The organism is Alkalihalobacterium elongatum (assembly GCF_019024285.1).
GTDB classification, from domain to species: domain Bacteria; phylum Bacillota; class Bacilli; order Bacillales; family Bacillaceae_F; genus Alkalihalobacterium; species Alkalihalobacterium elongatum.
Map to the genome: position 1 here is coordinate 103,843 of NZ_WMKZ01000003.1, position 20,101 is coordinate 123,943.

Annotated in this window: 20 protein-coding genes and 1 riboswitch; of the genes, 15 read left to right on the plus strand and 5 right to left on the minus strand. The window is 35.6% G+C overall.

What is annotated here, in order from left to right; all coding sequences use genetic code 11:
- Nucleotides 1-163 precede the first annotated feature (163 nt).
- Nucleotides 164-655, plus strand: a complete 492-nt coding sequence (locus GKP30_RS06150; protein ID WP_216828541.1) for a CBO0543 family protein — start codon at nucleotides 164-166, stop codon at nucleotides 653-655.
- A 24-nt stretch (nucleotides 656-679) separates the two neighbouring features.
- On the opposite strand, the gene GKP30_RS06155 is transcribed toward GKP30_RS06150, so the two are convergent.
- The 3 genes from GKP30_RS06155 to GKP30_RS06165 form a co-directional block, all read right to left on the minus strand.
- A complete protein-coding gene (locus GKP30_RS06155) occupies nucleotides 680-835 on the minus strand; it encodes a hypothetical protein (RefSeq protein ID WP_216828542.1) in 156 nt (51 codons plus the stop codon).
- Between the two features lie 79 nt (nucleotides 836-914).
- A complete protein-coding gene (locus GKP30_RS06160) occupies nucleotides 915-1,097 on the minus strand; it encodes a DUF3918 domain-containing protein (protein WP_216828543.1) in 183 nt (60 codons plus the stop codon).
- Nucleotides 1,098-1,415: 318 nt separating this feature from the next.
- On the minus strand, nucleotides 1,416-2,363 hold the full coding sequence (locus tag GKP30_RS06165) for a 3'-5' exonuclease (protein WP_216828544.1): 948 nt from the start codon (nucleotides 2,361-2,363) through the stop codon (nucleotides 1,416-1,418).
- Between the two features lie 420 nt (nucleotides 2,364-2,783).
- On the opposite strand from GKP30_RS06165, the gene GKP30_RS06170 reads away from it, so the two are divergent.
- From GKP30_RS06170 to GKP30_RS06235, 14 genes are all read left to right on the plus strand, one after another.
- Complete coding sequence (locus GKP30_RS06170; RefSeq protein ID WP_216828545.1) at nucleotides 2,784-3,425, plus strand: YhbD family protein; 642 nt, start codon at nucleotides 2,784-2,786, stop codon at nucleotides 3,423-3,425.
- The gene (locus GKP30_RS06175) at nucleotides 3,422-3,676 is read left to right on the plus strand and encodes a hypothetical protein (RefSeq protein WP_216828546.1); all 255 of its coding nucleotides are present in this window, start codon (nucleotides 3,422-3,424) and stop codon (nucleotides 3,674-3,676) included. The genes GKP30_RS06170 and GKP30_RS06175 overlap by 4 nt, the downstream gene beginning before the upstream one ends.
- 135 nt (nucleotides 3,677-3,811) lie before the next feature.
- Complete coding sequence (locus tag GKP30_RS06180) at nucleotides 3,812-4,090, plus strand: hypothetical protein (RefSeq protein WP_216828547.1); 279 nt, start codon at nucleotides 3,812-3,814, stop codon at nucleotides 4,088-4,090.
- A 63-nt stretch (nucleotides 4,091-4,153) separates the two neighbouring features.
- Nucleotides 4,154-4,876, plus strand: coding sequence for a polymer-forming cytoskeletal protein (locus GKP30_RS06185; protein WP_216828548.1), 723 nt, complete (start codon nucleotides 4,154-4,156; stop codon nucleotides 4,874-4,876).
- A 477-nt stretch (nucleotides 4,877-5,353) separates the two neighbouring features.
- On the plus strand, nucleotides 5,354-7,600 hold the full coding sequence (locus GKP30_RS06190) for a DEAD/DEAH box helicase (RefSeq protein ID WP_216828549.1): 2,247 nt from the start codon (nucleotides 5,354-5,356) through the stop codon (nucleotides 7,598-7,600).
- A gap of 293 nt (nucleotides 7,601-7,893) precedes the next feature.
- Nucleotides 7,894-9,207, plus strand: a complete 1,314-nt coding sequence (locus tag GKP30_RS06195; RefSeq protein ID WP_216828550.1) for a cell wall-binding repeat-containing protein — start codon at nucleotides 7,894-7,896, stop codon at nucleotides 9,205-9,207.
- 222 nt (nucleotides 9,208-9,429) lie between these two features.
- Nucleotides 9,430-9,561, plus strand: a riboswitch (cyclic di-AMP (ydaO/yuaA leader).
- Nucleotides 9,562-9,629: 68 nt separating this feature from the next.
- On the plus strand, nucleotides 9,630-10,286 hold the full coding sequence (locus GKP30_RS06200) for a potassium channel family protein (RefSeq protein WP_216828551.1): 657 nt from the start codon (nucleotides 9,630-9,632) through the stop codon (nucleotides 10,284-10,286).
- A 17-nt stretch (nucleotides 10,287-10,303) separates the two neighbouring features.
- A complete protein-coding gene (locus tag GKP30_RS06205; RefSeq protein ID WP_216828552.1) occupies nucleotides 10,304-10,705 on the plus strand; it encodes a MerR family transcriptional regulator in 402 nt (133 codons plus the stop codon).
- A gap of 224 nt (nucleotides 10,706-10,929) precedes the next feature.
- Complete coding sequence (locus GKP30_RS06210) at nucleotides 10,930-11,706, plus strand: enoyl-CoA hydratase-related protein (RefSeq protein ID WP_216828553.1); 777 nt, start codon at nucleotides 10,930-10,932, stop codon at nucleotides 11,704-11,706.
- A 76-nt stretch (nucleotides 11,707-11,782) separates the two neighbouring features.
- Nucleotides 11,783-13,276, plus strand: coding sequence for a long-chain-fatty-acid--CoA ligase (locus GKP30_RS06215; protein ID WP_216828554.1), 1,494 nt, complete (start codon nucleotides 11,783-11,785; stop codon nucleotides 13,274-13,276).
- A gap of 174 nt (nucleotides 13,277-13,450) precedes the next feature.
- On the plus strand, nucleotides 13,451-13,747 hold the full coding sequence (locus tag GKP30_RS06220) for a hypothetical protein (protein WP_216828555.1): 297 nt from the start codon (nucleotides 13,451-13,453) through the stop codon (nucleotides 13,745-13,747).
- 396 nt (nucleotides 13,748-14,143) lie between these two features.
- On the plus strand, nucleotides 14,144-14,902 hold the full coding sequence (locus GKP30_RS06225) for an exodeoxyribonuclease III (protein ID WP_216828556.1): 759 nt from the start codon (nucleotides 14,144-14,146) through the stop codon (nucleotides 14,900-14,902).
- Between the two features lie 321 nt (nucleotides 14,903-15,223).
- On the plus strand, nucleotides 15,224-16,630 hold the full coding sequence (locus tag GKP30_RS06230) for a PAS domain-containing sensor histidine kinase (RefSeq protein ID WP_216828557.1): 1,407 nt from the start codon (nucleotides 15,224-15,226) through the stop codon (nucleotides 16,628-16,630).
- A 440-nt stretch (nucleotides 16,631-17,070) separates the two neighbouring features.
- A complete protein-coding gene (locus GKP30_RS06235) occupies nucleotides 17,071-17,211 on the plus strand; it encodes a BH0509 family protein (RefSeq protein WP_216828558.1) in 141 nt (46 codons plus the stop codon).
- A 151-nt stretch (nucleotides 17,212-17,362) separates the two neighbouring features.
- Here GKP30_RS06235 and GKP30_RS06240 read toward each other — a convergent pair whose 3' ends face one another.
- Nucleotides 17,363-18,517, minus strand: a complete 1,155-nt coding sequence (locus tag GKP30_RS06240) for a glycosyltransferase (RefSeq protein WP_216828559.1) — start codon at nucleotides 18,515-18,517, stop codon at nucleotides 17,363-17,365.
- Between the two features lie 234 nt (nucleotides 18,518-18,751).
- On the minus strand, nucleotides 18,752-19,930 hold the full coding sequence (locus GKP30_RS06245; RefSeq protein WP_216828560.1) for a GTP-binding protein: 1,179 nt from the start codon (nucleotides 19,928-19,930) through the stop codon (nucleotides 18,752-18,754).
- Between the last annotated feature and the right edge of the window lie 171 nt (nucleotides 19,931-20,101).

Genomic DNA, 20,101 nt, shown 5'->3' on the forward strand with positions numbered 1-20,101 from the left:
ATGTATTAATTTTATCATAAATTGTTGTTCGACCATAAGATCAAGTAATACGTGAGAATTTTTTCCAATAGCAATAGTAACAATCTTTCAAAAAAAAAAGATCCCTATTAAAAGAGCTAAAAGGGAACATACTATACTACAAATAAGAGAAAGGAGGAGAAACATGTTCGAAAAAATTGTTTTAAGGATTTTTTTCTGTGGAGGTTTAATTAGTATCCCTTTACTATTGTTCAGAAAACCTCCGATAAAGGATTGGATAATCGTTTTTCTTTTTACAGGCATTATTTCAGGGATAATTGATATGGTACTTGTTAGTAAAAACTATTTAAGCTATCCAAAACGCTTATTTCCGAAAAAGTTTCAAATTCATTTTCTTTTTGACTACATTATGTGTCCTGTTGTATCTGTGGCCTACAACCAATGGACGTATAAAGATAAATCATTTAGAGTTTTCTTAAAGCTCTTTCCATTTACAATTTTTCACATGTTGCTTGAAGTTTTAGCTGAAAGGTACACTAAGCTTATTCGCTGGAAAAAAGGGTGGAAATGGTACCACACATATTTTTCTATGACATTAAAGTACTTTATTGTTCGAATTAGTATTTACTTTATAAGGAAAGTATCAAAACAGCAAGAATCATATTCCTCAAAATGAACGAGGGTATGCGCCCTCGTCCATTTAAAGCCTTGGATCTTCATCGTATCTTAATGATACTACCCTCGTATATTCGCCGCGTTCTATTTCTTCTCTGGTTGCCTTTTGACTTAATTCTTCGTCATCATCGATACCCGTTGCAATTTTAGGCTCATTTTCAAGGTGTTGTTCTTTTTTCAATTCACTCACCTCAATTCATTAGTTTTACATTAAAAATGAACAGCCTATCTTTGATAAGCTGTTCAAGACGTTCAAACGATTAGTCACGAACTTGTCGGATAGCTCGACCCACAGTATCCATCATATTGTTCATGTTCATATTATTGTTATTGTTGTTTCGACCACGCATCATTCCGTAAGCAGCAGCACCTACACCTAAGCCTACTAAAGACAACATTAAACCATTACGATTGTTGTTTCGTCTTCTTCCGAACATGTTCATGATTGAAATCCCCCTCCTAAATGATGTTTGAAGTACTGCCTCAAACATTAGTTATAATCGACCACAACTAATACAAATATGCGAGGAGAAGGTTACAAAAGTATCTAGTTTTTGCCTTAAATAGTGCTCGATAATTTGGGTAAGATATTAATGACAGATTATATAGAAAAAACAAAGTAATGAGGATTATGTTAGTGAAGTTAAAGATAATTAAATAGGTGTAACTTCTTCGTAAAGGAAAGGACTTATCTTGTGAAGCGTATTTTGGAGTTATAAGTAGAATTGGTACAGTTTTAATTATGTATGAAGCAAGATGGCTTAGCAACCTCGCTTCAGTGAAAGCTCACTCATTGGTTTTACGATGCTTTCTGGTAAGATCATAACTCTCGATTCATGAGTAATATGTTCTTCAAAAGATAATTGTAGTTCATGATGAAAATCAACTAAGAGTCGAATATCTTCAATTAAGTCTTCTGCAAACATCCCTGAACGATTAATTAAAATATTTTCATACTTTTGGGCAAGTCGTCTAGCTCGTTTTGTTAACTTTGACGCGTCTTTCATTTTATAAATTTCTTTTAACTCAAGTAAAAAAGAATGTACATCATGTTCCAACTGATTGCGGATTTCTTGATTTAACTTGTATTGGTTACGTGTAATAAATTTAGCGTCTGGAAAGATGAATTGTTTAAGCATAATGAAATCACTTGTAGTTGGATCGTTTACAAAGCTTAAATAAATTCGAAGTGTATTATAAGCATCATGCATTGGGTTGTGTTGCTGTCCATTAAATGTTAAACCATAGAAATCAAGCCCACGTTCAACAGAAACATTTTCTTTTGTAACACGCTTTGTAAAAATAGCTTGAAAATCTACATATCGTTGATCAATTTTTTTGATCGTTTTGCTAGGAATTTCATGTCTTTGGGCATCAAGTTTTAACCTCGAAATATCGCTTGGAGACCAGGAGAAAAACCTTGTCCGTTTAATTCCGCCAACCCACGTAAGAAAATCTTCAAAAACTGTTTCAAAGTTCTGTGCATCAACTAAGTTGTGATCGTGAATGCCCGTTAGCTTTTTACAAAAAGCAGAGAGGGGTTTAAAGTTTGTCGGACGAATATATTCATCAAAGTAGACAATGTTTTCTGTAGCTAGGTCATATTTAACAGCACCTAACCGTATTGCCTCCATATCTTCAAAAGGCATTCCTCGATTTGAACATAACATTTCAAAATCAAAGAACACATATTGTTGTATATCTGCCATGTTATTACCTCCTTCCCAAAAAACAATTATAAGCTAATCTATTAAAAATTCATAGGTCCAGTTCCTTCCTAAAAGCTCAAATAAGTACTATTGAATTGTATGATGGAAGTCGCTTTTTATTCATTATACAAGAAAAATGGTTCATCCCGTTTACCTGGGGCTAAGACTGTCACTTCAAGCCTTTTGAGTGAGTAAAAGAGGCTAAGTTGTAGATGAGGTTTCATGAGTGAAGTCGCACGTCCTGTGGCAACCTTTGTGTGACCTTTATCGTTGGCGAGAGAACAACACGATTAATTTAAAAAATTCTCAGTAGAAGATTGAAGGAAAACCACCATTAAATAAGTTTCACTTTATGTATATTTACAACATAACAGTGTTATGTTACATTAAAGTTAAGTTAAAGTTGTAGGGGTGAACGTAATGGAGGAAGAACTTATTTCAAAAAAAGACTTACTAAAACAAACTGGTATTTCCTACGGTCAATTATACCGGTGGAAACGAAAGAACCTTGTACCTGAAGATTGGTTTATTCGAAAGTCCACATTCACAGGACAGGAGACATTTTTTCCGAAAGACCGTATACTCGAGAGAATTGACAAGATTATCAATATGAAAGCGGGTCTTTCCTTAGATGAACTAGCAAATATGTTTTCCCAAGGACCTTTTGACATTTCTTTAACGAAAAAACAACTGATAGAACGTAACATTGTTTCGGGTGCAGCCGTTGATCTATATGAAGAAGTAATAGGAGCATCCGACAATCTTTCATATGAGACTATTTTATTTGTTTACATCATTGATGAAGCATTACGTAGTGGTGAAATTAGTTTAAGTGAAGCAAAGCAAGTACTACAAACTTTAATTAATCATCTTCCGAAAACAAAGCAACTAGACGCTAAATTATTAGTCATTCGAAAGATGGGGGTAACTGTTGTTTTATTACTCTGGGCACAAGAAGATGAAGTTTTTCTAGAAGATGCTGCTAAAATTGCTATTCAAATTAAAATTGGAAAAATACATGAACAACTTAAAAATAAATTATTGATCGGGGGACAGGGATGACTTCAACAACTAAACCAAATATTAAAATTTATGGAGAAGGAAGCTCTTTTGGCGGAGATTTTCAAAAAGTAACCATTATGGGTCAGGGCAAAGTTACAAGTGATTTTCAATCTATGCAAATGAAAGTTTTTGGAGAAAGTCAAATTGAAGGGAAAGCATGTATTAATAGATTTCATTTATTTGGCTCCACTTCCTTTCACAGGAGTTTAGTTGCAAAAAGGCTAAAAATTTTTGGGAATCTGGATGTTTAAGAGTACCTAACAGGTGAACAAGCCAACGTAAAAGGGTGGCTGAATGTAAAAGGAAATGTTGAATTTGAAAAAATAACAGTTAATGGTGGGGTCTCAATCGATGGCTTATTAAATGTCGGTCAACTTACGATTAACTTGCGGCATGCAACAAGTCGTATAAATGAATTTGGTGGAGAAACGATTAAAGTTGGCAGTAAATCAATCAACGTCTATAAAGGGCCCCACCGTCTAGAAGCAAATATCATTGAAGGAGATAATATTTTCTTAGAACATACGACAGCTAAAGTTGTTCGTGGTAAAAATGTTGTGATTGGGGCTCATTGTCAGATTGATCTCGTTGAATACAGTACTTCTTTTAAAAAGCTAGAAAGACTTGATTGTAGAGTAGAAGAGGTAAGGAAGCTTGATGAATAATTAATAAAAATGAATTCTTTCAAGCAATCGTAAAATTTGCCAAAATTAAAAGGAGTGGTCTATATGAACAAAACCTACACAGGTGACCTAACGATATCAGGGAATGGAAGTACAGCTGGTGGGCAATTTCAGCATGTTAAAATTAACGGGAACGGAAAAGTAAATGGTGACGTGGAATGTCTAGATTTCCAATCGAACGGTGCAAGTAGAGTAACAGGGAATTTGAATGGGCAAACCGTTTCTATAAAAGGTAGCGCAAAAATAAATGGTGACGTTCAGGCAGACCGATTGGATGTTTCTGGAACTACTTCAATTGAAGGTAAAGTCAACTTTAAAACAATTGAGGTGAAAGGTTCAGCATCAATTGGTAAAAGTATGGCAGGTGATCAATTCTTTCTACAAGGTTCTGTAAAAGTAGGTGGAGACTGCGAAGCTGAAAGAGTTCAGTTAGATGGTAGCTTTTCTATCAATGGTTTATTGAATGCAGATCAAATAAAAATTGGATTACACGGAAGATCTCACGTAAAAGAAATTGGTTGCGAAAAAATCGAAGTGAAAAAAGCAAGCAGCTTTCTCGGTCTTGATAAATTAATTAAAGCACTAACTCGTGAGTTAACCGTTGAACTGATCGAAGGGGATGAAGTTGACCTTGAATTTACAAGCGCCAAAATTGTTCGTGGAAATAATGTTCGTATCGGTCCTGGATGTCAAATTGACCTTGTTGAATACAAAGGGGAATTTAAACAAGACCTTGATTGTACCGTAAAAGAAAATAAGAAAATATAAAACAAAGGCATAAAATCGCGTCCGTTTTCAAGGAATGTACGCGTTTTTGGTTTATTCAATGTTTGTTTTAACGGTTAGATACAGGATTAAAAAATCGTAGTATAGTTTGTATCGGACATTAAAAGTTATTTAAAGGAAATCATTTGGTGTCCCCTAACCCTAAGTATCAGCCCGGGCCATTTCATGATGTATTGAGTTAGGAGACGTTAACTATTATATGGAAATAATACAAAGCATATGCAGAAACTATACAAAATAAGAATAGTATTATTTTTCACACAAATAGGACAAGGCAACGATCAAATACAATAACTACTCCCAGCCATTCATAATAAAAAAGTGAAAAGCTAGCCTTAATTATGTTAAGATAATATTTTTAGCAGAAGCTGTCCTCATGAACTTTTGATTTACGGAAATCCATACGATAAAAGCTATCTATGCTGGAAGATTCAGAATTAGATACAAAGGAAGAGATCGATGACGAGTACATTAACATATATAAAAGAATGGCAAAAAGCACTCCAAATTGAAATTGCTCACTTGAAAAAGTATGGGAGCAATAAGTATCGCGTTGTTAATGGTCATCTATTATCAACCGATAATTTTTTTACGTACTATTTTGAATTGACATCACCTATACGAGTCCCTGTTGGCTCTAATGTCCGTTTAGAATGGGGAAACGTAAAACAAGATGGTAGAATTCTATCATCTGAAGGAAAAAGCATTTTAATATCTGTTGAACAATCGATTGGCGACCTCATTTCAGAAGCAACTATTTTCCACGATCCTTGGGAATTACTTGATGAATTAATTGAACGATTAGAAGAATTGAAAAAAAGTAAAAAAAGACGAGCACGAATAAAAAAGTTGATGGACCCTACAATGGAAGTGAAGGAATCGACTGAAATAGCGAAAACCGCTGCTCACGAATTGTATTTAAAGACTAAAACGAATCCCGTAACTTTCGTCTGGGGCCCACCTGGTACGGGAAAAACGTACACATTAGCTCGTGTTGCCGCCAATATGTATTTTAATGCCAGAAACGTTTTAATATTGTCACACAGCAACCAAGCAGTCGATGTGCTTTCAAGTGAAGTTGCATCATTTATTAAAAAGAAAAAACGTTTTGAAGAAGGAGACCTTCTTCGTTACGGCTCACAAGCAGGAGAGTTACTCCAACTTCATGAAGCCATAACTACAAGTCAACTGTTAGATAGGCGTGAACCACATTTAGCCGAAGAACGAGAGGCACTCCTATCAGAGCGCCGGGGCCTAAAGCAAGATTTAGCGCGTTCTTTTAGTAAAAGAGATACCGATCAATTACTTGAACTTGAAACGAAGATTGCGAGGGTGCTTGAGAAAATTCGCCAAAAAGAAATTCAATATGTAAAAAAAGCCTCGATCGTTTGTACGACATTAGCTAAAGCGGCAACAGACGTTGCAATCTATGAAAAGGAATTTGATATTGTCATCGTCGATGAAGCGAGTATGGCCTATGTACCACAAGCAGCATTTGCTGCATCTCTTGGAAAGCGAGTGGTCATATGTGGTGATTTCAAGCAATTACCTCCGATTGCATCAGCAAGACATGAGTTAGTCGAAAAGTGGTTAAAGGAAGATATTTTTCATCGTGCAGGTATTGTTGATGTTGTAAATAAAGGTAAACTTCACCCTCATTTGTATTTATTAAAAGAACAGCGGCGCATGCACCCTGACATTTCTGCTTTTACAAATCAATATATTTATCAAGGGCTAGTCGGTGATCATCCAACGGTTCGAGTAAAGCGTGAAAAGACAGTTAATCAACAACCATTTCCACAACAAGCTTCCATTTTATTGGATACAAGCTACACAGGAGAATACGGTTTGCAAGAAAAATTCTCGAAGTCTCGTTTTAATGCTTGGCAGTTACTATTATCCTTTCAATTAATACATGAAGCATTTATCAACAAGACGACATCGATTGGCTATGTTACACCGTACCGAGCGCAAGCGCAAATGATGGAGGTTATACTTGATGACCTTTATGAGCAAGAACGACTAGTAGCTGATATTATTTCAGCAACTGTACACCGCTTTCAAGGAAGTGAGCGAGATGTAATGATTTTTGACTCGGTTGATAGTTACCCTGAAGAGCGAGCAGGAATGTTATTAATAGGAAGAGATAGTGAGCGTCTGATGAATGTCGCAATTACAAGAACGAAGGGTAAGTTTATTCACGTAAGCAATACTGCATTTATTAAACAACGTGTTTTTCGAGGAAAGACACTGCGACAACTGATTGAACATCAAATAGACAACAATCAAGTAGTTGCACCAAAAGACATCGGAACATGGATTAAAAGTCAACATCCACGGCTACAATGGATACACGCTTTAAAATTAACGAGAGTTTTCCACGATATAGGAGAAGCGGACGAGTCTATCGTTTTATCACTACCCAATCAAATGATGTTACCAATAGAATGGAAAAAGCAATTTAATCAGCTGTCAAAAAAAATAAAAATTACAATCCTTTCTACAACTGAACAGCCGATAGGACAACCGTATAAATTGATTGAAGAAGATATTCCATTTCCGTTTGTACTTATCGATAGACGAGTTTTATGGTTAGGGCTCCCGCTTGAAGCGATGAGACGAAATCACCCTCCTCATGTTGCTGCCAGACTTGACTCGAAACCTTTTTCCGAACGGCTTTTAGCACAATTGCCTATTGAAGAATAATAAAAATACAAACGAGGCAAATTGATAAAGGTGCATCTGCAGCTTTATTTCGATTTAATTTGGAATGTAACTAAAGATTTCTTGTCTATTCAAAAGGCTTGTATACTTTGTTGCCATTGGACCGTTTAAGCTTCACGCTATGTGTGAAGAGTCAAACATCCGCTGAATAAAATAATTTGTCCAATTAGTTAACATTTGTAAAAATAGTTCTGTTTTTCTTCCATTCTGCAAACTTTCTTCAAAATTCTTTGTTACCGTATAAATATACTGAATTTTACTTAGGGGGACAATCTATGAGGAAAATAAAAAGATCCATATCAATCGTAGCTTTAACAATATTCATTGCTGTTCTAGGAGCTTGCGCCAATCATGACGATCATGACCAAGAAAATCCAAGCCTAGAGGAGACTGAACTTCAAGAGGAGCTAGAGATTGAAGGAGATGACAATGTGCATGATCACGGACATGGCCACGATCATCACGATGATGGGCACCACGCAGATACACTTACTGCACCTACAAACTTTAATGAAAACGCAGCTGAAAATTTGCTTCATTACAATACAAAGAACATCACACGTTTACCATCTGATAACCCAATGGAGTTATCAATAATTACCTCGCAAATGATTTGGCCTGCTACACACGAGGAAAATCAGCCAGGAACTGTCATCTTAGCACCTCTTGAAAACTGGCAGCTATCATTAGCAAGTTTAAATCTCGTTCATCACCCTAATGATGGACCGTTATTCTTTACAGAGAACGGTTCAATTCCTGATAGGGTAGTAATGGAAATCAACCGATTAAAACCGAAAGGCAATGTTGCCAGAACGCAAGTAATGATTATGGGAAAAGTTAATGATGGAGAATTGGACAAGCTAGCTGGCTTTAAAGTGGAACAAACAGAGGAAACAGAAGCAGCTGCATTTGCCAATGAGATTGATAAAATTTATGCTGAACTAACACATGGAACACCAAATGGCGTTATCATTGGATCTATGGATGAAGATGCTAAGTTACATTCAATTCCTGCTGGCAGCTGGATTTCCCATATGTCAGAACCACTTCTTTACGTTACCAAGACAGAGTTGCCTAAAGAAACAATTGAAGCATTAGAGCGTCGGAATGGGAATGCAGAAATTTATGTTCTCGGTTCTGAAGATGTCATTTCTCAAGAAGTGTTTAAACAGCTAGAAGACTATGGAACTGTAACTAAAATTTCTGGGGAAACACCTGTCGAATTATCAATTGAATTTGCAAAATTTAAAGATTCGGCAACAAACTTCGGCTGGGGAGTAAATCAACCTGGACACGGTTTAATGATTGCCTCAACTGCGTCGCCTGACCTAGCGATCCTCGCCGCTCCATTTGCACACCTTGGAAAGCATGCGCCGATGGTATGGTTAGAGGAAGGTGATTTAACGGAAGATTGGTATGACTTCCTAACACTCATTAAGCCAATGTTTGATGTTGAACCAACAGAAGGGCCTTATAACCATGGTTATCTTCTAGGAACGACAAACTTAGTTTCTTATCAAACACAAGGCATCATCGACGAAAAACTCGAAATTATCTCAGCACACGGGGATGATCATGCACATCATTAATAACTGGGAAAAGTAAGATAGTAATATGACTTTTATTTCTGTACACTTATTAACTAAAATAAAAGGAAAGGAAGCCTAGGTACCTCTTAATGAGCGGTTTCCTTTTCTTTTTTTATTGACAAGGCCATATTAAATCAAATCAAAAATCAAACTTAACACCACCATTGACAAAAGTGGTATGTAGGAGTAAATTACAATATTATACTATTAAATTGAAATACACCTTTTTATTCGCTGAATCTTTTGAGCGGGGGAACCGTTTTGGACAATTTGTCTAGGGGTGAATCTTTTTTGAAGGGATACTCTCAGTCCCTAACCCGACAGCTAACCTCGTAAGCGTTAAAACATATATCGAGAGAAAGGTCTAATCGACAGACCATTCTTAGTGATGGTCTTTTTGGTGTGTTAAAAAGGAGAGTATCATGAGGAAACAATTTGCAGTTATTGGTTTAGGGCGTTTTGGGGGATCTGTTTGTAAAGAACTTTATAAAATGGGACACGACGTATTAGCGATCGATACAAATGAAGATAAAGTTAATGAATTCACTAACTTTTCTACACATACGGTCATTGCTAATGCAACAGAGGAAAGTACTTTGCAAAGCTTAGGTATACGTAATTTTGACTATGTTATTGTTGCAATCGGTGAAAACATTCAATCTAGTATTCTATGTACGCTGTTATTAAAAGAGATGGGCGTTCAGAATGTATGGGTTAAAGCACAAAACGATTATCATCACAAAGTGTTAGAAAAAATCGGAGCTGACCGTATCGTTCACCCAGAAAAAGATATGGGAATTCGTATTGCGCAGCACCTCGTTTCTGAAAAAATTATAGACTATATTGAGCTATCTGATGAATATAGTATCGTCGAATTATTAGCAACAGAAAAAGTAGCAAATCGTTCACTTATACAGTTAGATATACGTGCCAAATACGGCTGTACAATTTTAGCTTTTAAACGAAAAGAGGAAGTTATCGTATCGCCATTACCAGATGATCTCATCCACTTAAATGACATATTGATCGTAATCGGTCATAAAAATGATTTAAAACGTTTTGAAGAAGAAGGCTTATAAGGTAGAGGTGAATGTAGATGGAAGGTAACGACGCTATCGGTTATTCCATTTCCGACCTAGCCAATGAATTTAATATAAGCCCGCGAACCATTCGTTACTATGAAGAGATCGGCCTTATTCAACCCAAACGCACATCTGGTAACCATCGAATTTATTCGAAACGGGATCGAGCTCGAGTAAAAATGATTATACGGGCAAAAACACTCGGTTTTTCACTTGAACAAACATCATCTTTATTTGAGCTTTATGAAATTGATCCAACTCAAAAGAAGCAGTTTGAGGAAGGGATAAAACTAGCTTATCAGCATTTAGAAACGGTGCAAAAAAGAAGAAAAGAATTTGAAGAATTAGAAGCTGAATTATTAAAAGCAATAAGAGATGCAGAAGAGCAGTACAAGAAACTAAATAAAGAAACATAATGAATACAACCCCAAATGGAACTCTCAGACACCAGTAATAGCAGTTGAAAAACAGAAATCAACTGTAAGCTGATTAAGAAGAGGAAAAGCCATTTGGTTTTTTTTTTTTTTTTTTTTTTTGCACAGAAATACAATTAACGTAAAATACTTTACATTAACGTTAACTATAAAGTATAATAAGTTAGAAAAATCAGAAAACATAAATATCACTAGGGAGGGGTTAAATGGAACGAAAAGTTCGCTATGAATTAGAGGGTCCAGTAGCGATTATTACCATTAATCGTCCTGACGTACATAACTGCATCGATGGTGAAACAGCCAAAGGACTTGGTTTGGCCTGGAAAAAGTTTCAAGAGGATGACCTAGCAAAAGTCGCGATCTTAACAGGAGCAGGCGACACTTCATTTAGTTCTGGGGCTGATTTAAAAGCTCTTGATACACTCGGACCTGTTGAACAATTTGATGTAAATTTTGCATATAACGGCGACGGTTATTTAGGTTTTACGCGTTTGAATTCAGTATTAAAGCCAACCATTGCAGCGATTAATGGGTATTGTTTTGCTGGAGGTCTGGAAATGGCTTGTTGGTGTGATATCCGAATTGCAAGTGATAAAGCTGAATTCGGTTGCCTTGAGAGAAGATGGAACGTACCTCTTGTAGATGGTGGAACACAACGCCTTCCACGAATACTTGGTTGGGGGAGAGGGATGGATTTAATTTTAACTGGGAGAAAAATTGATGCGAAGCATGCATATGATTGGGGGCTTGTGACAGAAGTTGTTCCTCACGATCAGCTCATGACAAGATGTAAAGAGCTTGCTAATCAAATGGCAAATTACCCTCAAGGATCTTTAATAAGTGATAAACAAGCAGCTATTAGAGGGTGGGATTTACCACTCGATGAAGCGCTAAGAGTAGAATGTCAACTTGGAATGCCTCATGTAAAAAGCGATGAAACTGAAGATGGTTTAGAACGTTTTAAATCGAGGGTCCGAACATAAAAATGCAAATATTTAGCATCTAGCAAAGTTAGCGAATCAAAGGTATCTTTTACCATACTAAAAGGAGTGAAGGTATATGACATTGAATTTAGCCCTGCAAAATATCGCCAAGGAGCATGGAAACAAAATAGCTTATCACTTTGAAGGCCAAGAAGAAACATATGGAGTCCTAAATAAAAAGGTAAATAGTTTTGCATCGAGTCTGAAGGAGACAGGTATACAAAAAGGTGATCATATTGCACTTATCATGGGAAATGCTCCAGAGTTCATGTATGCTCTTTACGGCGCTTGGCATATTGGTGCCGTTGTTATTCCGATTAATCCAACATACACAAAAACGGAGCTGCAATATCTGCTAGAAAACGGAAATGTTAAAGCTGTGATTTCCATTCCGCAATTACTGCCTGTCATTGAAGAATTAAAAAGTGAGTTAAAAGAACTTACATATATTCTTGATGTTACGAGTGAAGAGTTTAACCGATTTGTTCAAAGTGGTGACCAAAATTTTGCAGGTGTTCCAATAGATGAAAATGAAAACGCTGTCATCCTTTATACGTCAGGGACAACTGGAAAACCAAAAGGCGCGATGTTAACCCATAAAAACTTATATACAAACGCCGTTGCTACTGGAAATGCCCTTCATATTACTGAAGATGATGTCATTATTAACGCGCTTCCTATGTTCCACATTTTTGCTATGACCGTTTGTTTAAATATGCCGATTGTCAAAGGTACCAAAGTAATCATTATGAGACAGTTTAGTCCGAAAGAATTTTTACGCCTTGTCAAAGAACATAAAGTAACATTCTTTGGTGGTGTTCCAACAATGTATAATTTTATTTATCACTTCCTACAAGAAAATCCAGAAGGTTTCTCTTCAGTGACTCATTGTGCTTCAGGTGGTGCTTCGCTTCCACTAGCTATTCTCGATAAATTTAAAAATGAGTTCGGTGTTTTAATTCAGGAAGGCTTCGGTATTTCTGAAGGTGCTGGGGTCGTTACAGTAAACCCACGATACGGAGTAATTAAAGAAGGTTCTGTAGGTGTTCCTATTGAGGATATACAGGTTAAGGTCGTCGATAATCAAGGAAATGAAGTGGAACGTGGGAAAGTCGGAGAACTGATTTGTAAAGGGCCTAATGTATTTAAAGGGTATTATCAAATGCCAGAAAAAACAGCTAGCGATCTAAGAGACGGATGGCTTTATACAGGTGATTTTGCCAAGATGGATGAGGACGGCTACGTATACATTGTTGATCGAAAAAAAGATTTAATCATTGTAGGGGGCTACAATGTATATCCGCGTGAAGTGGAGGAAGTTTTATTTAAACATGAACTAATTGTAGAGACAGGAGTTGTAGGTGCTCCTGATGAAGAGTACGGAGAAAAAGTAGTAGCCTACGTCGTTTTGAAAGATAATATTTCTGAAGCTGAGTTACTCGAATACTGCAGGCAACATTTAGCTGCATACAAGGTTCCGGCAGAAATTATTATTTGTGAAAATGAACTTCCGAAAACTTCTAGCGGGAAAATTCTAAGAAGAGCGCTCCGTGACCAAGTGACAACCTGATAAATTGAATCGCACAATATATCTTTACGATGCGTTTTCGGTGCCGGGTACCATATAGGTGCATGGCACCGTTTTTAGTTTATCGTGATGTATTAATTAGTTAAACATTAATAATGTTATACAAATGAACTGCGTGCGCATACTAACAGCAATATGCAAATAGGAGTGAAACGTATGTATAACAATAATACAAACTTAAATTTCCCCTTTTTTCGCGTTGCTGATGCTGAAGCTCAAGTAAAAAACGCTCATGATATGTATGATATTTACGTAAACCGTCACTTTGTTGGACAGAAGGTACTTTTAACACAAAATGAAAGTGTAGATGATGTCCTTGATTTCCTCGAACAACAGGGCGTACATAATGTTTCTGCGCACTTAGACGGCGACCATTATGTAATCCAGTCAAAGACCCCAAAAGAAATTGAGCATATAACAAACGTTTTAAATACTTATTTAAATAATAATTAACAGTATTTACGTAAGTAGATTTGAGCATAGTTTAAAAGCTATGCTTTTTCATTTGTCCATCTGCTTTATTTATATTCAAAAGCTTCAAGTTAATAGCGTAAAGAACCAAGCTTACGTTTGGTTAACGGTCCAATAGCAAAAAGTAACATTCTTTAAGAAAAGAGCTTATCAATTTTATGTTAAGCTTTGTTAAAGGGTATCATAACAGCACTTTATGGTAAAGATGCATCCCGTGCAAAAAATAATTGGTTTCCTGTATAATATATTGAAGCATCATTAAAAAAGATACTTCCAATATTAAAGCGAGAAAGTACTTAATAAATAATGGCAGAGACCTTAATTAATATTTTAATAATTAATAGACAAAGAGAACATCTAGGAGACAGGAGAAACAAAATGAAACTTATATCTTGGAACGTAAATGGAATTAGAGCATGTGTAACAAAGGGATTTTTAGATTACTTTAATGAAATGGATGCAGATATTTTCTGCCTTCAAGAAACGAAATGTCAAGCAGGGCAAATTAACCTCGAATTAGAAGGTTACGAACAATATTGGAATTATGCAGAAAAGAAAGGGTATTCGGGTACAGCTGTGTTTACTAAGAAAAAACCTCTATCCGTTTCATATGGTGTAGGACAGAAAAATGAAGAGCAAGAAGGACGGATTATCACACTTGAATTTGAGTCGTTCTATTTAGTAAATGTATATACACCAAACTCAAAGCGAGATTTGACGAGGCTGTCATACCGGCTTGAATGGGAAGATGAACTTCGAGATTACTTGAAACAGTTGGACTCAGAAAAGCCAGTCGTTTATTGTGGAGATTTGAATGTAGCTCACCAAGAAATCGACTTAAAAAACCCTAAACCAAACTATGGTAATTCTGGGTTCACTGAAGAGGAACGAGGAAAGATGACGACATTACTGTCAAATGGGTTTATCGATACATTTAGATACCTCTATCCAGATAGAGTAGAAACGTATACTTGGTGGTCTTATATGAATAAAGTACGCGAACGAAACATTGGCTGGAGAATAGACTATTTTATTGTTTCAGATCAACTAAAGGATAAAATAATGGACTCAGAAATTCATTGCGATATACTAGGTAGTGATCATTGCCCAGTTGTACTAAAGTTAGACGTAAACTGATAAAAATAGATAATATTATTCATATGATAATAAAACATGTTAATTTCTTTAACATGTTTTATTATTTTAGGCCTATTTTGACATCATAATGAAGGTATTTTTAGCTCATTGTTGAATTGAAAGAAGAGAAAACAATATATGCACCTTATTAAACTGAAGTATTTAGATAATGGAATTTTTTTCACTCCGCAAAAAGTTAATAGTAAGTACTATTTATACGGGCAGTTATCTCCAGGATGGACGTTCTATCAATTATCGTCTAAAAATGGAGTTATACTGCCCGTTAGTATGAAATTAGTTTTATAAGGAAAGGAAATGACTATGGATAAGGTAGACGGTAAGGACAGATGGTTAAATGATTTTATAGACAATTTACATGACCCTTTTTTTATTTTAGATGAGCATGGAATTTGTAAATATTTGAATAAAGCAACAGAAAAATTGTTCTTAAAACCTAGGCAATCCATATTGAAAAAAGTTATTTGGCACGAACCTAAAATGATGACATACACATCTTTATACATAAAATTTCAAGAAGTAATCAGTACAGGAGAAAATACTCAATTTGAACTATTTTTTGAGCGCACATTAACTTGGTACAACGTCGAGATCTACTCTTCAGCAAATCAATACGCTGTTCACTTTCATAACATAACATCTAGCAAAAAAAAGATAGAACGAACGATGCAGTGTTGTAATTCCCTATTTGATTATCATCCTGATGCTGTTCATTGTTTAGACCTAAAAGGAAATTTTTTAGCTGTAAATAAAAGCTTTGAAGAGATATTTGGTTATACAGAAGATGAAGCATTAAATAGGAATTTTAGATTAGTTGTTCATGAAGACGACCTCGAACGAACACTCTATCATTTCGAAAATGTAAAAAATCAAATTCCTCAAAATTTTGATATTACATGCATTACGAAGCAGGGTGAGAAAAAAAGTATACATATTACAATTACCCCCGTAATCATAAATAAAAATGTTGTTGCAGTATTTGGGATTGCCCAAGATATTAGTGATCAAATTAGAGCACAACAAACTCATATTAAATCAGAAAAACTATCATTTATCGGAGAGCTTGCAGCAGGTATTGCTCATGAAATTAACAATCCTTTAACAACGATAAAAGGATTTCTTCAATTATGGAAAGAAGGCTCCATCTACTATCCAGATCATTATTCAATCTTTGAAAGTGAGTTAGATCGAATCGCTCTCTTATCTAATGAATTGTTAACATTAGGGAAGCCCTTATCCCAACAAATGAAAATAATTGATATTGCGGTAGTTCTACAAGAAGTGACAAGGCTATTTCAAAAAGAAGCTGAATTAAAAAATATTGATATTTCCTGTAATACTAAAGAAAATACCTATAATTTGTTTTGTAATGAAGTTCAAATCAAACAGTTATTCTTTAATATTATTGAAAACGGTATTGATGCAATGGATAGAGGCGGGAAGCTGGTTATTGAGGCAACACTTTCTAACAATGAAGTTGTTATAAGTATTAGTGATGAAGGGAAAGGAATTCCTCCTGAGATCCTCAATAGAATAGGTGAACCCTTTTATACAACAAAAGAAAAAGGAACTGGCTTAGGATTAATGGTTTGTTATGGTATTGTAAATCAATATAATGGGGAGATTAACGTAACTTCTAGAATAAACAGCGGGACAACTTTCTCAATAAAGTTGCCACTCGCTAATACTAGTGGCGGTGTCAACGATTAATTAAAAGCACACTCTTTGTAGAAAGCTACTAAAAGTGTGCTTTTTAATATGGAGTGACTTAGGATCTTAAATCCAAAATAAGGTAATAATTCGAGCGCATTTTTAAGCTAGTAGAAAGGTCTGAAATAATTGTTATAGTACAGTTAAATTTCTGTGTAGCTGTACCCTATAAATTATTGGAGAACACCTCTTGAAGTATATGTGAAATTAAATTAACCTTCATCAATATAGTTACAGGTTACAACCCGAATATTTCAACTAAATTTTCGATGGGGGATGTGGAAAAGCCTCACTGAAAAGTTTCACTTTATAGGTCAAGCCTCTTTTCCTATTTTTAAGAAAAAATAAAAAAATTCAAAAAATACTGTTGACATTCCTTTTTCCTGTTATATAATAATAAACAAATAACATATTGTTATAATACAGAGAGGGGAATTAGAATGAGTAGAAAAGAACGCGAAAACATGATCCGTTATATCGAAATGGTAAGAGGGCTTGAGAAACAAGAGTTTGTGCATATGACCGATCAAGACATTGAGCACATTTATGAAACGACTTATTTGCGTCACGAAAACGAGTAATGAGAACTTCAAAATTGCTATTTTAAATCAATTAAACAGATACTCTATATTTTTACTCATTCTTGTGACCTTAAATAAATCGTGGACTTGTTCAAATCAAAGGAAAAAGCGAGGTTGTCTATTCTAATATAGAACCCTCGCTTTTTTAATGTTATTTTTTATTTTGTTTTCGTAGTTGAGCCAATGGGTAATGCGTACCTCTCCAGACAATCCCACCACGTACGACGGTTAGAAAAGTTGCTCTGATAATGCAGTACATAAACAAGATCGTTGTTATCGGGAAGACCAAGAAGTATTTTAGTGCATTTTTGGCCATAACATTAGCTGTTTGCTGGTATAAAAGGAACAAGAGTAAAATCGTAATTAGATTAGCTGTTCTAGTAATCCCATCGGTAAAGAATACGGCTAAAAAAGGGAATAGCTGTGAAATAAATACGCCCCCAATTGCTATAAGTACCATCGTGTAACGATAGTAAAGTCCAGCAAATGCATTTTTCTCTAGACCAATAATAGCGTCTTTTAATGTAGCGTACCATTCTACTTCTAAATGTTCTAATGCGGATACAAATCGTTGTTTCCTACCGGCTTTCTTTATTTGGATACCAAGCATTAAGTCATCGTCGGGACGTTCTCTGATCGTGGCATGTGTACCAATCTCCTCATATGCATCTCTTTTTAAGAGGTTAAAGGCTCCGATTCCGATTGCAACTTTACTTTTTTCATCATTTGCTTTCCATGGCCGTTTAAAATACGAAAATCCAAATAGAAAAAATGTAACAAAGGCTTTTGCCCAGAAACGTTTTACATTCATATTTGGAGCCAGTGTTAAGTGGTCTACTTTGTTACTAATCATATAAGAGAGTGCTTTTTCAACTGTATCAGCTTTATAATAAACATCTGCATCAGTAAAGAGAAGATAATTCCCCTTTGACATTAAATAACCCTTATACAGTGCATGATTTTTTCCAAGCCACCCTTCATCTAATTGCTCAATGTCTATAGCCTGAACCCTGGCGTCCTTAGTACTTAGGTTTTTAATTATTTCGCCCGTATAATCTGTAGAACGGTCATTCACAACAATCCACTCAATATTTTTATACGTCTGTTGTAATTGTGAAAGTAAGCTTCCTTCAATATCTTTTTCTTCATTCCGAGCAGCAACAATGATTGACACTAGAGGGGGATTGTGTTTAATCAGGTGATTAGTCTTTACTGTTTCAAGCTTTTCAAGCTTCCTCATACCTACTGTCGCATCAACTAAAACAGCAAACCAAAAAAGACAAGTAATGATTGCCAAAATAAGCATTAGGTTTCACCACATTTGATTGTTATTAACTTTATTTAGTATACGTCATGAAGTAGTTATTGATATTTTACATAGAAAAGAGGAGTGAGTATACATATATGAATTAAACAAAATTAAAGTCAAATGTCAAAAGCAACAATCTTTGAAAAAGAGGCTAATCAAAACAAGGGGATAATGTAGCTGTTATCCCCTTGTATATCCTATTATCATTTAATGTGTTACTTTTTCATTTTATTATGCTTCTACAAAGCGTGGAATCGGATCGTTAAATGTTGTCCAATCCACGTTCATTTCTTCATCCGTTAACAAGCATTCTTCAAGAGAAGCCTCGACCTCAGCATGGTCCATATCAATTCCAATTAGAACAAGCTCTGTAATACGATCGCCGAATACTGGATCCCACTTTTCGAGTAATTCTGGTTCTTCCTGGAGTGTTTTTTGTTTTTCTGCTTCAGTGTAAGCAGCTACCCATTCGCCAGCCCCTTGTATCGTTACCGCAGAACCTGCTTGAGAGAGAAGACCTGCCATTTCATTTCTTGAAGCAAGCCAGAAGAAGCCTTTTGCGCGAACTACATCAACAGGCCAATTTTCAAGCCAATTCATTAAACGTTCTGGATGGAAAGGTTTACGGCGTCTGTAAACAAACGAAGTAACTCCATATTCTTCGGTTTCAGGTGTATGCTCTTCATTTAATTCTTTGATCCAGCCAGGTGATTGACTCGATTTTTCAAAATCAAACATATTCGTATTTAAAATTTCAGCTAGTGGAACGTTTGAATGTGAAGTTGGGATGATCTTCGCATCGGCATTCATTTTACGTAAGAAGTCCATTAACTCTTTCGTATCGCTTTCTTCTAACATTTCTGTTTTATTTAAAATAATTACATTCGCAAATTCCATTTGGTCAATTAATAGATCAGCAATATCACGAGTATCTGTTTCATCTGTACCTTGTTTACGGTCTAATAATGTTTCACCTGAAGCGTAATCTTCCCAGAAACGATTCGCATCAACTACAGTTACCATCGTATCTAAACGACACTTTGACGTTAGGTCAATATCCATTTCTTCATCTAAGTAGGTAAACGTTTGTGCAACAGGGATAGGCTCACTAATTCCTGAAGACTCAATTACGATGTAGTCAATTCCGCCAGCATCGACTAATTGTTCAACTTCTTTCATTAAATCTTCACGAAGCGTACAGCATATACAGCCATTTTGCATTTCAACTAGCTTTTCTTCTGTTCGAACAAAGCCACCATCCTTGACTAACCTTGCATCGACATTCACTTCACTCATGTCATTCACGATGACAGCGACCTTTAAGCCTTCACGGTTTTGTAATATATGGTTTAATAATGTTGTTTTTCCTGCTCCTAAATATCCACTTAAAACGGTTACTGGCACTCTCATTTCCTAATTTCCTCCTATAAGCTCAACCACGGTGTAGGGAAGTAGCTTTCCTCTATATAAACGTAATAATTACGGTTTATAGTCTATCGTAACATATGTCAATTGTAAATAGTATTTATTACGATTTATTATTTTAGTCGAACAATTCACAGGTAATTTTAGATTTTATTA

Coding starts and splice junctions, on each gene's coding strand:
- GKP30_RS06150 (WP_216828541.1), top strand. CDS start 164: ATGTTCGAAAAAATTGTTTTAAGGATTTTTTTCTGTGGAGGTTTAATT.
- GKP30_RS06160 (WP_216828543.1), bottom strand. CDS start 1,097: ATGAACATGTTCGGAAGAAGACGAAACAACAATCGTAATGGTTTAATG.
- GKP30_RS06165 (WP_216828544.1), bottom strand. CDS start 2,363: ATGGCAGATATACAACAATATGTGTTCTTTGATTTTGAAATGTTATGT.
- GKP30_RS06170 (WP_216828545.1), top strand. CDS start 2,784: ATGGAGGAAGAACTTATTTCAAAAAAAGACTTACTAAAACAAACTGGT.
- GKP30_RS06175 (WP_216828546.1), top strand. CDS start 3,422: ATGACTTCAACAACTAAACCAAATATTAAAATTTATGGAGAAGGAAGC.
- GKP30_RS06185 (WP_216828548.1), top strand. CDS start 4,154: ATGAACAAAACCTACACAGGTGACCTAACGATATCAGGGAATGGAAGT.
- GKP30_RS06190 (WP_216828549.1), top strand. CDS start 5,354: ATGACGAGTACATTAACATATATAAAAGAATGGCAAAAAGCACTCCAA.
- GKP30_RS06195 (WP_216828550.1), top strand. CDS start 7,894: ATGAGGAAAATAAAAAGATCCATATCAATCGTAGCTTTAACAATATTC.
- GKP30_RS06200 (WP_216828551.1), top strand. CDS start 9,630: ATGAGGAAACAATTTGCAGTTATTGGTTTAGGGCGTTTTGGGGGATCT.
- GKP30_RS06205 (WP_216828552.1), top strand. CDS start 10,304: ATGGAAGGTAACGACGCTATCGGTTATTCCATTTCCGACCTAGCCAAT.
- GKP30_RS06210 (WP_216828553.1), top strand. CDS start 10,930: ATGGAACGAAAAGTTCGCTATGAATTAGAGGGTCCAGTAGCGATTATT.
- GKP30_RS06215 (WP_216828554.1), top strand. CDS start 11,783: ATGACATTGAATTTAGCCCTGCAAAATATCGCCAAGGAGCATGGAAAC.
- GKP30_RS06220 (WP_216828555.1), top strand. CDS start 13,451: ATGTATAACAATAATACAAACTTAAATTTCCCCTTTTTTCGCGTTGCT.
- GKP30_RS06225 (WP_216828556.1), top strand. CDS start 14,144: ATGAAACTTATATCTTGGAACGTAAATGGAATTAGAGCATGTGTAACA.
- GKP30_RS06230 (WP_216828557.1), top strand. CDS start 15,224: ATGGATAAGGTAGACGGTAAGGACAGATGGTTAAATGATTTTATAGAC.
- GKP30_RS06235 (WP_216828558.1), top strand. CDS start 17,071: ATGAGTAGAAAAGAACGCGAAAACATGATCCGTTATATCGAAATGGTA.
- GKP30_RS06240 (WP_216828559.1), bottom strand. CDS start 18,517: ATGCTTATTTTGGCAATCATTACTTGTCTTTTTTGGTTTGCTGTTTTA.
- GKP30_RS06245 (WP_216828560.1), bottom strand. CDS start 19,930: ATGAGAGTGCCAGTAACCGTTTTAAGTGGATATTTAGGAGCAGGAAAA.